Here is a 15,183-nt window from a genome sequence, read left to right as displayed (position 1 = left end):
TACACCAACACCAACCCTGCACGTGGAGAGAACAATAAATGTTGAGATCCCTGAAATTCACCGCTTTGGTCATGGGCATGATCGGTGCGGCACACGCGATGGCGGCGGGCCCGGATTTGACCGTGGTGTCCTTTGGCGGGGCGAACAAGGCGGCGCAGGTCAAGGCCTTCTACGCACCGTGGGAAGCGGCAGGCAACGGCAAGATCGTGGCTGGCGAATACAACGGTGAGATGGCCAAGGTCAAAGCCATGGTCGACACCAAGAGCGTGTCCTGGGACCTGGTGGAAGTTGAGTCGCCAGAACTGTCTCGCGGTTGCGACGAAGACATGTTCGAGCAACTTGATCCTGCGCTGTTCGGCAAATCCGAAGATTACGTCAAGGGCGCGATCCAGCCTTGCGGCGTAGGTTTCTTCGTGTGGTCGACCGTGTTGGCCTACAACGCCGACAAACTGGCCTCGGCACCGACCAGCTGGGTGGATTTCTGGGACACCAAGAAATTCCCGGGCAAGCGCGGCCTGCGTAAAGGCGCCAAGTACACCCTGGAATTCGCGCTGATGGCCGACGGCGTTGCGCCGAAAGACGTCTACAAAGTGCTGGCCGGCAAAGACGGTCAGGACCGCGCATTCAAGAAGCTCGATGAGCTCAAGCCAAGCATTCAGTGGTGGGAAGCCGGCGCACAACCGCCGCAATACCTCGCGTCCGGTGACGTGGTCATGAGCTCGGCCTACAACGGCCGGATCGCCGCCGTGCAGAAAGAAAGCAACCTGAAAGTCGTGTGGAACGGCGGTATCTACGACTTCGACGCATGGGCTATCCCGAAAGGTCTGGACGCCAAGCGCGCCGAAGCGGCGAAGAAATTCATCGCGTTCTCGGTGGCGCCGCAGCAGCAGAAGACCTACTCGGAAAACATCGCTTACGGCCCGGCCAACATTCAAGCCGTACCGTTGTTGGCCAAGGATGTCCTGAAAGACATGCCGACCACCCCGGAAAACATCGCCAACCAGGTGCAGATCGACGTCAGCTTCTGGGCTGACAACGGCGAGCAACTGGAGCAGCGCTTCAATTCCTGGGCTGCCAAATAAGCAAGTCACACAGGACGACGGTTCTGCGGATGATCGTTCCCACGCTGTGCGTGGGAATGCCGCCCGGGACGCTCCGCGTCCCTGTGACGCAGAGCGTGGGAACGATCAGTCCCCTGTAGGAGCGAGGCTTGCCCGCGAAGGCGGCGTGTCAGTCAGCATTAATGTTGAATGTGCTGACGTTTTCGCGGGCAAGCCTCGCTCCTACAGGGGTGATATGTAGTTATCAGGAACAGAGGTGGCTTGCCTGCCTCTGCAACGATCAAAGATTTCCGGAGTACGCCATGGCCACCGCCATTCCCCTGAACGCGGGCACTGACCCCACCTTGAAGCAGCGGCTCAAGCACGCCGAGCGGATCAACCGCTGGAAGGCCCAGGCCTTGATCGCGCCCCTGGTGCTGTTTCTGTTGCTGGTGTTCCTGGTGCCGATCGTGGCGCTGCTCTACAAAAGCGTTGGTAACCCAGAAGTGGTCGGCGGCATGCCGCGCACTGTGGCGGCCATCGCCAGTTGGGACGGCCGCGGCCTGCCCGCCGAGCCGGTGTACAAAGCGGTCAGCGAAGACCTCGCTGAAGCGCGCAAGAATCAGACCCTGGGCGACTTGTCCAAGCGCTTGAACATGGAGTTGGCCGGCTACCGCAGCCTGCTGACCAAAACCGCCCGCGCCTTGCCGTTCGCCTCTGAACCGGCCTCTTATAAAGAAGCGCTGGAAGGCCTCGACGAACGCTGGGGCGACCCGGCCTATTGGCAAGCGGTGCGCCGCAATACCAGCAACATCACACCGTACTATTTGCTGGCGGCTGTCGATCATCGCATCGACGACCTCGGCGAAATCGCACCGGCCACGCCTGACCAGGCGATCTACCTCGACATCTTCGCCCGCACGTTCTGGATGGGCCTGATCATCACCGTGATCTGCTTGTTGCTGGCATATCCCTTGGCTTACTTGCTGGCGAACCTGCCGTCACGCCAAAGTAATCTGCTGATGATTCTGGTGTTGTTGCCTTTCTGGACCTCGATCCTGGTCCGGGTGGCCGCGTGGATCGTGTTACTGCAATCGGGTGGCTTGATCAACAGCGGCCTGATGGCGCTGGGCATCATCGATAAACCGCTGGAGTTGGTGTTCAACCGCACAGGCGTTTACATCTCCATGGTGCACATCCTGCTGCCGTTCATGATTCTGCCGATCTACAGCGTGATGAAAGGCATTTCGCCGACCTACATGCGCGCCGCGATTTCCCTCGGCTGCCACCCGTTCGCCAGTTTCTGGCGGGTGTACTTCCCGCAGACCTATGCCGGTGTCGGCGCCGGTTGCCTGTTGGTGTTCATCCTCGCCATCGGCTACTACATCACCCCGGCGTTGCTGGGCAGCCCGAACGATCAGATGGTCAGCTACTTCGTCGCCTTCTACACCAACACCAGCATCAACTGGGGCATGGCGACCGCACTCGGTGGGCTGCTGCTGTTGGCGACCGTGGTGCTTTATCTGATTTACAGCTGGCTGGTGGGCGCCAGTCGCCTGCGCCTGAGCTAAGGGGAGAATGAAATGCTGAGTCCTTATATGTCGCCCATTGAGCGGGTGTGGTTCTACAGCTTGCGGATTCTCTGCGGCTTGATTCTGTTGTTCCTGATTCTGCCGGTGCTGGTGATCATTCCGCTGTCGTTCAACTCGGGCAGTTTCCTGGTCTATCCGCTGCAAGGCTTCTCGCTGCACTGGTACCAGGACTTCTTCGCCTCGGCGGAATGGATGCGGGCATTGAGGAACAGCATCATCGTCGCTCCGGCGGCGACGGTGCTGGCGATGATCTTCGGAACGCTGGCGGCGATTGGCCTGACTCGGGGTGATTTCCCGGGCAAGGCGCTGGTCATGGCCCTGGTGATTTCGCCGATGGTGGTGCCGGTAGTGATCATCGGTGTGGCGAGCTACCTGTTCTTTGCGCCGTTGGGCCTGGGCAACAGCTTCTTCTCGCTGATCGTGGTGCATGCGGTGCTGGGCGTGCCGTTCGTGATCATTACTGTTTCGGCGACCTTGCAGGGGTTCAACCATAACCTGGTGCGCGCCGCTGCCAGTCTGGGAGCTTCGCCGCTGACGGCGTTCCGCCGGGTGACGTTGCCGCTGATTGCGCCGGGTGTGATCTCGGGTGCGCTGTTTGCCTTCGCGACGTCGTTCGATGAAGTGGTGGTGACGCTGTTCCTCGCCGGTCCCGAACAAGCGACGTTGCCTCGGCAGATGTTCAGCGGTATCCGCGAAAACCTCAGCCCGACGATTGCCGCTGCAGCAACCCTGCTGATCGCCTTCTCGGTGATCCTGTTGCTGACCCTCGAGTGGCTGCGTGGCCGCAGCGAAAAACTGCGCACTGCCCAGGTCTAAACCCACACACCATCCCCTGTGGGGGCGAGCCTGCTCGCGATGACGGACTGACATTCAATCTTGATGTCGACTGATACTCCGCTATCGCCAGCAGGCTCGCTCCCACAGGAGTTCAAGGTGTTTCGGGATGTTGGGTCATTCACAACCTGAATAGCAGACAAACCCCAATCCCCAGCTACTATTGTGCCCAGCTCCCCTATTTATAAGAGGCTGCGCACGATGAGTCTTTCCTCTTTCAAGATCGCTCACAAACTGATCACCGGCGCAGGTGCCATTGAGCAGTTGGCCGCCGAACTCACCCGCCTGGATATCGACAACCCGCTGATCGTCACCGACGCGGCGCTGGTCAAGTCCGGCACGGTCGAGCTGGCGCTGGCGCAGTTGGGCGATCGATCCTACGAAATTTTCGACCGTGTGCTGCCAGACCCGGAAATCGCCATCGTCGAAGACTGCATGCGGGTTTACCGCGAGGGCGGGCATGACGGTCTGATTGGCCTCGGCGGCGGCAGCGCCATCGACATCGCCAAAAGCGTCGCGGCCTACGCCGGTTACCACGGTGCGCTGGAGGATCTGTTTGGTGTGGATCAGGTACCGCGCAAAGGTCCGCCGCTGATCGCCATCCCGACCACGGCCGGCACCGGTTCGGAGGTGACCAATGTGGCGATCCTCTCCGACAAGGTCGCGCAATTGAAGAAAGGGATTGTCAGCGACTACCTATTGCCGGACGTGGCGCTGGTCAGTCCGCAAATGACCCTGACCTGCCCACGCAGCGTCACCGCCGCCAGTGGTGTCGACGCGCTGGTGCATGCCATCGAATCCTACCTGTCGGTCAACGCCTCGCCGATCACCGATGCCCTGGCCATCGGCGCCATCAAGCTGATCGCCAAAGCGCTGCCCAAGGCCTACGCCAACCCGTCCAACCTGCAAGCCCGCGAAGACATGGCCACCGCCAGCCTGATGGCCGGCATGGCCTTCGGTAATGCCGGGGTCGGCGCGGTGCATGCGCTGGCGTATCCGCTGGGCGGGCGTTTCAACATCGCTCATGGCGTCAGCAACGCCTTGCTGCTGCCGTATGTCATGACGTGGAACAAGATGGCCTGCGTCGAGCGTATGCAGGATATTGCCGAAGCCATGGGGTGAGGACTGTCCATCTGAGCGCCAACGAAGCAGCGGACAAAGCCGTCGAGGCAATGACCGCATTGTGCGCGGCGGTAGAGATTCCGCCAGGGCTGCGCAGTTTCGGTGTGCCGGAGGATGCGATCCCGGCCATGGCCGTGGAAGCGGCGGGGATCGAGCGCCTGATGCGCAACAATCCACGTAAATTGAGCGCCGTCGATATCGAGAAGATCTACCGAGCGGCGTACTGATCATCGCGGCCACGTCGCGCGCGTCAAAGCATGAGGTATACAATGCGCGCCATCGTGATTCTGCTCAAAAAAGGTGCGTCATGCAGCCCTTCGTCATTGCTCCGTCGATTCTCTCCGCCGACTTCGCCCGCCTGGGTGAAGAAGTGGACAACGTCCTGGCCGCCGGCGCCGACTTCGTGCACTTCGATGTCATGGACAACCACTACGTACCGAACCTGACCATCGGCCCGATGGTTTGCGCCGCGCTGCGCAAATACGGGGTGACCGCGCCGATTGACGCGCACCTGATGGTCAGCCCGGTGGACCGCATTGTCGGTGACTTCATCGAGGCCGGCGCGACCTACATCACCTTCCACCCCGAAGCCACGCAGCACGTCGACCGTTCCCTGCAACTGATCCGCGAGGGCGGCTGCAAGTCCGGCCTGGTGTTCAACCCGGCGACGCCGCTGGACGTACTCAAGTACGTGATGGACAAGGTCGACATGATTCTGCTGATGAGCGTCAACCCGGGCTTTGGCGGGCAGAAGTTCATTCCCGGCACCCTCGACAAGCTGCGTGAAGCACGCGCGCTGATCGATGCCTCCGGCCGTGACATCCGCCTGGAAATCGACGGCGGCGTCAACGTGAACAACATCCGTGAAATCGCTGCGGCTGGCGCGGACACCTTCGTCGCCGGTTCGGCGATCTTCAATGCACCGAACTACCAAGAGGTGATTGAAAAGATGCGTTCCGAACTGGCGTTGGCTCGTCCATGAGTGGCTTTGAGCAGCTGTTTCCGGGGCGTCTGCCACGGCTGGTGATGTTCGATCTGGATGGCACGCTGGTCGACTCGGTCCCGGACCTCGCTGTGGCCGTGGATAACATGCTGCTCAAACTGGGGCGTCAACCCGCCGGCATCGAGTCGGTGCGTGAATGGGTCGGCAATGGCGCGCCGGTGCTGGTCCGCCGTGCGCTGGCCGGCGGCATCGACCATTCGGCGGTCGACGATGGCGAAGCCGAGGGCGCGCTGGATATCTTCATGGAGGCTTACAGCGAGAGCCATGATCTGACCGTGGTCTATCCCGGCGTGCGTGACACCCTGAAATGGCTGCACAAGCAGGGTGTCGAAATGGCGCTGATCACCAATAAGCCGGAGCGCTTCGTCGCGCCACTGCTGGATCAGATGAAAATCGGCCGTTACTTCAAATGGATCATCGGCGGCGACACCTTGCCGCAGAAGAAACCTGACCCGGCCGCGCTGTTTTTCGTGATGAAAATGGCCAACATCCCGGCCTCGCAGTCGCTGTTTGTCGGCGACTCACGCAGCGATGTGCTGGCGGCGAAAGCGGCAGGGGTCAAGTGCGTGGCCCTCAGCTACGGTTACAACCACGGTCGGCCGATTTCGGAAGAGTCGCCGGCGCTGGTGATCGACGATCTGCGCAAGCTAATTCCCGGTTGCCTGGATCCAGCCGCTGAGATAACGTTGCCCGACGTTGCTCAATCCCCTTCTGGAAACGCCATCGTGGTGGTCACTCGCAAACTCTGGATGAAAGTCATCAAGGCCCTGGCCCGCTGGCGTTGGCGCGCCTGACTCGATTCTGGCCGGCTTTCCGGCGCGTTTGCATACCTGACTGTTAGCACCTCAAGCCACGAGGCTACCCCATGATCCGCGAAGAATTCCTGCGTTTGGCCGCTGCCGGCTATAACCGTATCCCGTTGGCCTGCGAAACCCTGGCCGACTTCGACACGCCGCTGTCGATCTACCTGAAACTGGCCGACGAGCCAAATTCCTACCTGCTGGAATCGGTGCAGGGCGGGGAGAAGTGGGGCCGTTATTCGATCATTGGCCTGCCGTGCCGCACCGTGCTGCGGGTTCATGGTCATCACGTCAGCGTGACCCACGACGGCGTCGAGATCGAAAGCCATGAAGCCGAAGATCCGCTGGCCTTCGTCGAAGCATTCAAAGCCCGCTACAACGTGCCAACCATTCCCGGCCTGCCGCGCTTCAATGGCGGTCTGGTGGGTTACTTCGGTTACGACTGCGTGCGCTATGTGGAGAAACGTCTGGGCAAATGCCCGAACCCGGATCCGCTGGGCGTGCCGGACATTCTGCTGATGGTCTCCGACGCGGTGGTGGTGTTCGACAACCTCGCCGGGAAGATGCACGCCATTGTGCTCGCCGATCCGTCGCAGGACGATGCATTCGAGCAAGGCCAGGCGCGACTGGAAGAGCTGCTGGAAAAACTCCGTCAGCCGATCACCCCACGCCGCGGCCTGGATTTCAGCAAGCAACAGTCGGCTGACCCGGTATTCCGTTCGAGTTTCACCCAGGGCGATTACGAAAAAGCCGTCGACACCATCAAGGAATACATCCTGGCCGGTGACTGCATGCAGGTCGTGCCGTCGCAGCGTATGTCGATCGACTTCAAGGCTGCGCCGATCGATCTGTACCGGGCGCTGCGTTGCTTCAACCCGACGCCTTATATGTATTTCTTCAACTTCGGCGACTTCCACGTCGTCGGCAGTTCGCCGGAAGTGCTGGTGCGGGTCGAAGACAACCTGATCACCGTGCGCCCGATTGCCGGCACTCGCCCACGCGGGGCTAACGAAGAGGCCGATCTGGCGCTGGAAAAAGACCTGCTGTCGGACGACAAGGAAATCGCCGAGCACTTGATGCTGATCGACCTGGGCCGCAACGACACCGGCCGGGTCTCGGAAATCGGTTCGGTGAAGCTCACCGAGAAGATGGTCATCGAGCGTTATTCCAACGTGATGCACATCGTCTCCAACGTCACTGGCCAATTGAAAGCCGGGCTGACGGCGATGGACGCGCTGCGGGCGATTTTGCCGGCGGGCACGTTGTCGGGCGCGCCGAAGATTCGGGCGATGGAAATCATCGACGAACTGGAACCGGTCAAGCGTGGCGTCTACGGCGGGGCGGTGGGCTACTTCGCCTGGAACGGCAACATGGACACCGCCATTGCGATCCGCACGGCCGTGATCAAGGACGGCGAGCTGCACGTGCAGGCCGGCGGCGGCATCGTCGCCGATTCGGTGCCGGCGCTGGAATGGGAAGAAACCCTGAACAAGCGCCGCGCGATGTTCCGCGCCGTAGCCCTGGCCGAACAAACCCCGGACGCCTGAGTTCACGCAACATCTGTGGGAGTGAGCCTTTGTGGCGAGGGAGCTTGCTCCCGTTGGCCTGCGAAGCAGGCCCAATCGACGACTGCTTCGCAGCCGAGCGCGAGCAAGATCGCTCGCCACAATAAGTGTTCAGCATAAAAAAACGCGGCGTCTGTGAGGGCGCCGCGTTTTTTTTGCCTGATGTTTAGAAGTCCAGCGCAACGCCTACGTTAATGCCTTGCTGGGTAAAGTCATCATCCTTGCGAATGTCATAACTCGCCCGCAAAGCCAGGTCCTTGGTGAGGTTGTGGCTCACGCCCAGGTTCAGGCGGTTCAGGTTGGTCTGTGGGGTATAGCCGGCCAGGGTGTAGCGGTTGTTCGGCAGGCTGTTGAGGTTCATGGTCACATTCTGGGTATCGTCGTTGTACTCACGCTCGTGAGCCAGTTCGCCGAAGACCTGGGTCTGTGAGGTGATCTGGTACTTACCCTGGAGGCCAAGGCCGAGACGCCGGGAAATGCGCGATTGGTCGTCGAATGTCAGCGCAGTGGAGTCGGCGCCATTCTCCGAGTAACCGTCGACTTCAACTTTGGCGAAATCAGCGCTCACGAATGGCGACAAGTGCCACGGGCTGCTCGCCATCGGCGCGATGTCGTACCCCACGCGACCGCTGAAAGCCACCAGGTAGCCGTCGGTATCGCCTTTCTCCCCGCGTTCATTGACCCCCAGCTGGAATTTGCGTTTGAGGCTGTCGTAATCCAGATGCCCGGCCGTCACGGCCGCGTCACCCCACCAGCGATTCTGCTGGTACTGGGCGAACGCCGTGCCCATGTAGGTATTGAGCTTGTAGTCCGAATCGTTGTCGCCGGCTTCGAGCTTCTGGTTGTAGAAGCCCGCCGCCAAACCTACACGCCACGCGTCATTCAGTCGGTAGCTGCCACCGATGTTGAGGTTGGCGCCATTGCCGTCAGCACTGGCACCACTGCGCTGGCTGTCGAAATCCTGGTGCTGGCCGCCGCCGGCGACAATCGCTCGCCATTGGCCCACGCCTTGCCAGTTTTCCCAATCGGCCAGCCATTGGTTGCGCAACTCATCCTGATGAGAGCGCAGCGTACCCTGGGCCATTTGTGGCAACAGGGTGGCTTCCCATGGCGCGGCCAGCAGCGAGTAAGCGTAATCGGCAATCAGACGCTGCCCGGCTTCGGTCGGGTGCACCGAGTCGTTGTAGATCAGCTTGGTCGGGTCCGGCGTCGCACTGTTGATGCCGTAACGGGCGTTTTCGGTACAGCTGCTGCCGCTGAAACAGGTGGCGCTCAGGTTCTGGTCGGTGGCCAGGCCGAACTGCGCCGGGTTGGAAAACGTCTCTTTGAGCAGCACCGGAATGTTGAGCGGGATGACGTTGGCATTGACGTTTTGCAGTTGGCTCACCAGTTCGGTGTTGAACTGAGAACTGAGCTGGGATGTGAACGCTTGCAACGGGGTGCCGTTGAAGGCCGGGGTAAAGCCGATGTCCGGCAGCAGCCAGACCATGATGTAGCGAGCACCGGCCTGTTGCAGGGTTTGCACGCTGCTGACCAGACGATCGGCGGCAGCGCTGGCCTGGGGCAGGCTGGTCACGCGCCCCTGAAGGAAGTCATTACCACCGCCCGAAATGTAATACAGCGCATTCGGGTCGGCGCGGAAATTGTTCGACGGCAGGTAGCCTGCCCGGGTGCGATCACCCGTGGCGGAGGTGCTGGTGATCGAGTCGAGAATCTGGTCGGTACGATAACCGCCGACGGCCCAGTTGTTGCCATCGGGCTGGCCATTGCTGGCACGTACCGCCGAGGACGATGAGGCGGTCTGATCCGCCGAGAACCCCAGTTTCCCCCCAGGATCTGTGTGGAGTTGAGCGAGCGGACTTCACCGTTGCCATCCAGGTAAACCGGCCCCGTGCGGTTGGTATAGCGCTGGGTCGAGCCGGCAGGCCCGCCCGTGTCGGCAAAGGTCCCGGCATCGTTGAGACTGTCGCCGAAGACGACGAAATTGGAGTAAGGGTTAGGCGCGGCGATCGCCTGGGCGCAGGCTGCGGCGAGCAAGCATCCTGCGAGCGGTACAAACAACGTCTGTTTGATCATGAGCAAGTCCGTTTATTTATTGTTGTAGTGAACGAAACGACAGTACCAAAAACTTCCGGCCTTTTGCCATCGGTCGCGAACCCTTCGATTGTTTCGCAGCCAGTCGCCACGGCCATATTGCACGCTCTGCCCAGCTAAGTTACTGTGCCGAGACGTATGAATGAGACCTTCCCCGTGTTGATCATCAGCAAACTTCTGGATCAAGTCATCAAGGCACACGCCCGCTGGCGTTGGCGCGCCTGAATTCTTTTGCCGGCCCCGCCGGACCTGTACCGCTTTGCCTTCTTCACCCGTATGACATACCGCTTTGCTGGCGCACCCGGCGACTGAAAAAGCGCAGGACGCTGCGGGTAATCATTCGAAGGCTGTATTAAAAGTCAGTGAATTCAAGAGGTTCCAAACGCCATGTTGCTGATGATCGATAACTACGACTCTTTTACCTACAACGTTGTGCAGTACCTCGGTGAGCTCGGCTCCCAGGTCAAAGTCGTGCGCAACGATGAACTCACCATTGCCGACATAGAAGCCCTCAACCCTGAGCGCATCGTCGTGTCCCCCGGTCCTTGCACACCGACCGAAGCCGGCATCTCGCTCGACGTGATCAAGCATTTCGCCGGCAAGCTGCCGATTCTCGGCGTCTGCCTCGGCCACCAGTCCATCGGCCAGGCCTTTGGCGGTGATGTAGTCCGCGCCCGCCAAGTCATGCACGGTAAGACTAGCCCGGTATTCCACGAGGACAAGGGCGTGTTCGAAGGCCTGAATCATCCGCTGACGGTGACGCGTTATCACTCGCTGATCGTCAAGCGCGAAACCCTGCCCGATTGCCTGGAGCTGACCGCCTGGACCCAGCTCGAAGACGGCTCGGTCGACGAGATCATGGGCTTGCGCCACAAGACATTGAACATCGAGGGTGTGCAGTTCCACCCCGAGTCTATCCTCACCGAGCAGGGCCACGAGCTGTTCGCAAACTTCCTCAAACAAACCGGCGGCACGCGCTAAGGACTTTTCATGAATATCAAGACAGCCCTGAGCCGTATCGTCGATCAGCTCGACCTCAGCACCGATGAAATGCGCGATGTGATGCGCGAAATCATGACCGGGCAATGCACGGATGCGCAGATCGGCGCGTTCATGATGGCCATGCGCATGAAGAGCGAAAGCATCGACGAGATCGTCGGCGCGGTCTCTGTCATGCGCGAGTTGGCGGACAAGGTCGAACTCAAGACCCTCGACGGCGTCGTCGATGTGGTCGGCACCGGCGGTGATGGTGCGAACATTTTCAACGTCTCGACGGCTTCCTCCTTCGTAGTCGCTGCAGCCGGTTGCACCGTAGCCAAGCACGGTAACCGTGCGGTGTCGGGCAAAAGCGGCAGCGCCGATCTGCTGGAGGCGGCCGGGATCTACCTGAACCTGACCCCGGTGCAGGTGGCTCGCTGCATCGATAACGTCGGCATCGGTTTCATGTTTGCCCAGACCCATCACAGTGCCATGAAGCACGCCGCCGGCCCGCGCAAGGATCTCGGCCTGCGTACCTTGTTCAACATGCTTGGCCCGCTTACGAATCCGGCCGGCGTGAAACATCAGGTGGTGGGCGTGTTCAGTCAGGCGTTGTGCCGGCCACTGGCCGAAGTCTTGCAACGTCTGGGCAGCAAGCACGTGCTGGTGGTGCACTCGAAGGATGGCCTGGACGAGTTCAGCCTGGCGGCGCCAACCTATGTGGCAGAACTGAAGAATGACCAGATCACCGAATATTGGGTCGAGCCAGAAGACTTGGGCATGAAGAGCCAGAGCCTGCACGGCCTGGCAGTGGAAAGTCCGGCGGCGTCCCTTGAGCTGATTCGCGATGCTTTGGGCAAGCGCAAGACCGAGAGCGGTCAGAAAGCCGCCGAGATGATTGTGCTCAATGCCGGTGCGGCGCTGTACGCCGCCGACCTGGCGACCAGTTTGAAAGAAGGCGTTGCCCTGGCGCACGATGCGCTGCACACAGGCCTCGCACGGGAAAAACTTGAGGAGTTGGGTGCATTTACCGCGGTATTCAAAGTGGAGAATGAGGGATGAGTGTACCGACGGTTCTGGAAAACATTCTGGCCCGCAAAGTCCAGGAAGTCGCCGAGCGTAGCGCCCGTGTGAGTCTGGCGGAGCTGGAAAGTCTGGCCAAGGCGGCCGATGCACCCCGTGGTTTTGCCCAGGCATTGATTGCTCAGGCCAAGTCGAAACAACCGGCCGTCATTGCCGAAATCAAGAAAGCGTCGCCAAGCAAAGGCGTGATCCGCGAGCACTTCGTTCCCGCCGACATCGCCAAAAGCTACGAGAAGGGCGGCGCGACGTGCTTGTCGGTGCTGACCGATATCGATTACTTCCAGGGTGCCGATGCGTATCTGCAGCAGGCGCGGGCAGCGTGCAACCTGCCAGTGATCCGCAAGGATTTCATGATCGACCCGTACCAGATCGTCGAAGCCCGTGCCTTGGGCGCTGACTGCGTGTTGTTGATCGTCTCCGCACTGGACGACGTGAAAATGGCCGAGCTGGCGGCCGTGGCCAAAAGCGTCGGCCTTGATGTGCTGGTAGAAGTCCATGATGGCAACGAGCTGGAGCGGGCCTTGAAAACCCTCGACACGCCACTGGTCGGCGTGAACAACCGCAACCTGCACACCTTCGATGTCAGCCTGGAAACCACGCTCGACCTGTTGCCACGCATCCCGCGTGATCGCCTGGTGATTACTGAGAGCGGCATTCTCAACCGGGCGGATGTGGAACTGATGGAAATCAGCGACGTGTACGCGTTCCTGGTGGGCGAGGCATTCATGCGCGCTGAAAGCCCGGGCACTGAACTGCAGCGCCTGTTCTTTCCTGAGCGCGGCGGTCCGGTCAGCGGTTCGACCCTCGACTGATCAGGCTCCGGCCGAGTCGACCCCATCGCGAGCAAGCTCGCTCCCACATTGGATCTGCGGTGTCAGCAAACTCCTTGTGGGAGCGAGCTTGCTCGCGATGGCGGCATAAGTAGCACCACAGACTTCATGTCCAACGGAATACCTTATGACCTCAATCGTCTCTTTGACTGTCGAAGCCGGCTTACAGGCCGAACAGGATCTGCTGGCGTCAGTCTGTGCCGGTGATGTTGAGTTTGGTCTGCTGTTCTGGCAACCCGGCGACCGCGCACTGGTCATGCCCCGACGCCTGAATCGTCTACCCGGCTTCGAAGCGGCCTGCGAAGTCTCAGCCGCCGCCGGTTGGCCGGTGCTGTTACGTGAAACCGGCGGCGAGCCAGTGCCGCAATCGGCGTCCACCATCAATATTGCCCTTGTCTACGCCCCCCGCGTAGCGAAGGCGATCAAAATCGAATCGAAACCGCTTACCGCCGACTCTGCGACCCGATCTGTCAGTTACTGGATGAGCTGGGCGGCGTTTCGTCCTTGGGCGAAGTCGACGGCGCATTCTGCGATGGCCGTTTCAACGTTAACCTCGACGGCCGCAAGATGGTCGGCACTGCCCAGCGCTGGCGCCAGAGCAAGGGCGGCACGCGTCCGGTCGGGTTGGTACACGGTGCGTTGTTGCTGGATAACGAACGTGAGTCGATGGTCGCCGCAGTCAATCGCTTCAATGAAGCCTGCGGCCTGGAGCAGCGGGTTCGCGCCGAAAGCCACATTGCCCTGCATGAGAAATTTGCCGCACCCGATGCGCTCGGGCGGCTTGATGCGCTTTATCGCCAGTTGCTGGCAGACATGTTCAAGGCTTAGCGTGTACCGAAGACCACCATGGTCTTGCCTTTGACGTCCACCAGGTTGCGTTCTTCCAGATCCTTGAGCACGCGACCGACCATCTCCCGTGAACAACCGACAATCCGGCCGATTTCCTGGCGGGTCACTTTGATCTGCATGCCGTCCGGGTGGGTCATGGCATCCGGCTGTTTGCACAGTTCCAGCAGACAGCGGGCGACACGACCGGTTACGTCGAAGAAGGCCAGGTCGCCGACCTTGCGCGTGGTATTGCGCAGACGCTGTGCGATTTGTCCGCTGAGCACGTAAAGAATGTCTGGATCTTGCTGGGACAGCTCGCGGAATTTTGCATAGCTGATTTCTGCGACTTCACACTCGATCTTCGCGCGTACCCAAGCGCTGCGTTCCTGCTCAAGCCCCGCTTGTTCAAACAGACCCAACTCACCGAAAAAGTCCCCGGAGTTCAGGTAGGCGATGATCATTTCGCGGCCGTCGTCATCCTCGATCAGGATCGTGACCGAACCCTTGATGATGAAGAACAGCGTTTCCGAGCGATCACCGGCACAAATGATGTTGCTCTTGGCCGCATAACGACGGCGCTGGCAATGCATCAACAGCTTGTCGAGGTTCTTGATTTTGGGGGGTGGGGCAATAGCAACCATGGTTGTATCCCGAAAAGACTTCACGGTGTGTTTGGTTTTTTTATGAGTCGCAGACGACGGCTGCGCAAAGGCTGGCCATGCGCCAGCGAATTGGCGCCAGCTTAACAGACACTTCCTGCAATATTCGAGAATTTACCTACGGTTCAGAAGGTTATGCCCTACAAATGCAAGGCACTGTCAGTCCGGGGCCCTGTGCTAAGCTGGCGACCCTTTTTTATGCAGTGGAGTCTGGCGATGAAGGCACGCATCCAATGGGCTGGCGAAGCCATGTTCCTCGGTGAATCCGGCAGTGGACACGTCGTGGTCATGGACGGTCCGCCCGATGCAGGTGGTCGCAACCTGGGTGTCCGGCCGATGGAAATGCTTCTGCTGGGTGTCGGCGGTTGCAGCAATTTCGATGTGGTCAGCATCCTCAAGAAGTCCCGTCAGGCCGTCGAAAGCTGTGAAGCCTTTCTCGAAGCCGAGCGCGCGACCGAGGATCCGAAAGTCTTCACCAAGATCCACATGCACTTCGTGGTCAAGGGCCGGGGGCTGAAAGAAGCCCAGGTCAAACGCGCCATCGAGCTGTCGGCGGAGAAGTATTGCTCGGCTTCGATCATGCTGGGCGCGGCTGGCGTGGCCATTACCCACGACTACGAAATCATCGAACTCGGTTGAATCGACATTCAACTATCATAAAAGCAGTGCAGACTCTGGCGATCCCAAGCTGACGTCTGCATAATGCGCCACTTTTTTCAGGGTAACGGCCTCGTCATCGACAGGCTGCGAACCCG

Annotated in this window: 11 protein-coding genes and 3 pseudogenes; 12 read left to right on the top strand and 2 right to left on the bottom strand. The window is 60.2% G+C overall.

Going from position 1 to position 15,183, the window contains the following annotated elements:
- Nucleotides 1-38 precede the first annotated feature (38 nt).
- The 7 genes and pseudogenes from HP062_RS17900 (at nt 39) to trpE (ending at nt 7,938) form a co-directional block, all read left to right on the top strand.
- Nucleotides 39-1,082 (top strand): ABC transporter substrate-binding protein, encoded by a 1,044-nt coding sequence (locus HP062_RS17900; RefSeq protein WP_010467181.1) that lies wholly within the window; start codon nt 39-41, stop codon nt 1,080-1,082.
- A gap of 281 nt (nt 1,083-1,363) precedes the next feature.
- Nucleotides 1,364-2,611 (top strand): ABC transporter permease, encoded by a 1,248-nt coding sequence (locus tag HP062_RS17895; RefSeq protein WP_172791803.1) that lies wholly within the window; start codon nt 1,364-1,366, stop codon nt 2,609-2,611.
- A 12-nt stretch (nt 2,612-2,623) separates the two neighbouring features.
- Entirely contained in the window at nt 2,624-3,448 is an 825-nt protein-coding gene (locus HP062_RS17890) for an ABC transporter permease (protein WP_010467184.1), read from the top strand.
- Nucleotides 3,449-3,667: 219 nt separating this feature from the next.
- Nucleotides 3,668-4,815: pseudogene (locus HP062_RS17885) on the top strand (iron-containing alcohol dehydrogenase).
- Nucleotides 4,816-4,895: 80 nt separating this feature from the next.
- Nucleotides 4,896-5,570 carry a ribulose-phosphate 3-epimerase gene (rpe, locus tag HP062_RS17880; RefSeq protein WP_008035979.1) on the top strand — a complete coding sequence of 225 codons (675 nt, stop codon included), beginning with the start codon at nt 4,896-4,898 and terminating at the stop codon, nt 5,568-5,570.
- Nucleotides 5,567-6,385, top strand: a complete 819-nt coding sequence (locus HP062_RS17875) for a phosphoglycolate phosphatase (protein ID WP_077747320.1) — start codon at nt 5,567-5,569, stop codon at nt 6,383-6,385. The genes rpe and HP062_RS17875 overlap by 4 nt, the downstream gene beginning before the upstream one ends.
- A 71-nt stretch (nt 6,386-6,456) precedes the next feature.
- Nucleotides 6,457-7,938 carry an anthranilate synthase component I gene (gene trpE / locus HP062_RS17870; protein ID WP_172791802.1) on the top strand — a complete coding sequence of 494 codons (1,482 nt, stop codon included), beginning with the start codon at nt 6,457-6,459 and terminating at the stop codon, nt 7,936-7,938.
- A gap of 184 nt (nt 7,939-8,122) precedes the next feature.
- Here the strand turns inward: trpE and estP are convergent.
- Nucleotides 8,123-10,032, bottom strand: a pseudogene (gene estP / locus HP062_RS17865) (esterase EstP).
- A 405-nt stretch (nt 10,033-10,437) separates the two neighbouring features.
- Between estP and HP062_RS17860 the strand changes: the two are divergent.
- The 4 genes and pseudogenes from HP062_RS17860 (at nt 10,438) to HP062_RS17845 (ending at nt 13,769) form a co-directional block, all read left to right on the top strand.
- Complete coding sequence (locus HP062_RS17860) at nt 10,438-11,031, top strand: aminodeoxychorismate/anthranilate synthase component II (RefSeq protein ID WP_010467196.1); 594 nt, start codon at nt 10,438-10,440, stop codon at nt 11,029-11,031.
- A gap of 9 nt (nt 11,032-11,040) precedes the next feature.
- The gene (trpD, locus tag HP062_RS17855) at nt 11,041-12,090 is read left to right on the top strand and encodes an anthranilate phosphoribosyltransferase (protein ID WP_010467198.1); all 1,050 of its coding nucleotides are present in this window, start codon (nt 11,041-11,043) and stop codon (nt 12,088-12,090) included.
- Nucleotides 12,087-12,923, top strand: coding sequence for an indole-3-glycerol phosphate synthase TrpC (trpC, locus tag HP062_RS17850; protein WP_010467200.1), 837 nt, complete (start codon nt 12,087-12,089; stop codon nt 12,921-12,923). The genes trpD and trpC overlap by 4 nt, the downstream gene beginning before the upstream one ends.
- Nucleotides 12,924-13,068: 145 nt before the next feature.
- Nucleotides 13,069-13,769, top strand: a pseudogene (locus tag HP062_RS17845) (biotin/lipoate A/B protein ligase family protein).
- Here the strand turns inward: HP062_RS17845 and crp are convergent.
- Nucleotides 13,766-14,410 carry a cAMP-activated global transcriptional regulator CRP gene (gene crp / locus HP062_RS17840; protein ID WP_172791801.1) on the bottom strand — a complete coding sequence of 215 codons (645 nt, stop codon included), beginning with the start codon at nt 14,408-14,410 and terminating at the stop codon, nt 13,766-13,768. The pseudogene HP062_RS17845 and the gene crp sit on opposite strands and share 4 nt — an antisense overlap.
- Before the next feature lie 234 nt (nt 14,411-14,644).
- On the opposite strand from crp, the gene HP062_RS17835 reads away from it, so the two are divergent.
- Nucleotides 14,645-15,067 carry an OsmC family protein gene (locus HP062_RS17835; RefSeq protein WP_007941657.1) on the top strand — a complete coding sequence of 141 codons (423 nt, stop codon included), beginning with the start codon at nt 14,645-14,647 and terminating at the stop codon, nt 15,065-15,067.
- The last annotated feature ends 116 nt before the right edge of the window (nt 15,068-15,183 follow it).

This window comes from Pseudomonas sp. B14-6, assembly GCF_013260315.1.
Classification (GTDB): domain Bacteria; phylum Pseudomonadota; class Gammaproteobacteria; order Pseudomonadales; family Pseudomonadaceae; genus Aquipseudomonas; species Aquipseudomonas mandelii.
This window is presented reverse-complemented; position numbering and strand designations above follow the sequence as displayed.

What these genes read in the sequence shown, in the direction of transcription:
- HP062_RS17900 (WP_010467181.1), top strand. Translation starts at nt 39, where the DNA reads ATGTTGAGATCCCTGAAATTCACCGCTTTGGTCATGGGCATGATCGGT.
- HP062_RS17895 (WP_172791803.1), top strand. Translation starts at nt 1,364, where the DNA reads ATGGCCACCGCCATTCCCCTGAACGCGGGCACTGACCCCACCTTGAAG.
- HP062_RS17890 (WP_010467184.1), top strand. Translation starts at nt 2,624, where the DNA reads ATGCTGAGTCCTTATATGTCGCCCATTGAGCGGGTGTGGTTCTACAGC.
- rpe (WP_008035979.1), top strand. Translation starts at nt 4,896, where the DNA reads ATGCAGCCCTTCGTCATTGCTCCGTCGATTCTCTCCGCCGACTTCGCC.
- HP062_RS17875 (WP_077747320.1), top strand. Translation starts at nt 5,567, where the DNA reads ATGAGTGGCTTTGAGCAGCTGTTTCCGGGGCGTCTGCCACGGCTGGTG.
- trpE (WP_172791802.1), top strand. Translation starts at nt 6,457, where the DNA reads ATGATCCGCGAAGAATTCCTGCGTTTGGCCGCTGCCGGCTATAACCGT.
- HP062_RS17860 (WP_010467196.1), top strand. Translation starts at nt 10,438, where the DNA reads ATGTTGCTGATGATCGATAACTACGACTCTTTTACCTACAACGTTGTG.
- trpD (WP_010467198.1), top strand. Translation starts at nt 11,041, where the DNA reads ATGAATATCAAGACAGCCCTGAGCCGTATCGTCGATCAGCTCGACCTC.
- trpC (WP_010467200.1), top strand. Translation starts at nt 12,087, where the DNA reads ATGAGTGTACCGACGGTTCTGGAAAACATTCTGGCCCGCAAAGTCCAG.
- crp (WP_172791801.1), bottom strand. Translation starts at nt 14,410, where the DNA reads ATGGTTGCTATTGCCCCACCCCCCAAAATCAAGAACCTCGACAAGCTG.
- HP062_RS17835 (WP_007941657.1), top strand. Translation starts at nt 14,645, where the DNA reads ATGAAGGCACGCATCCAATGGGCTGGCGAAGCCATGTTCCTCGGTGAA.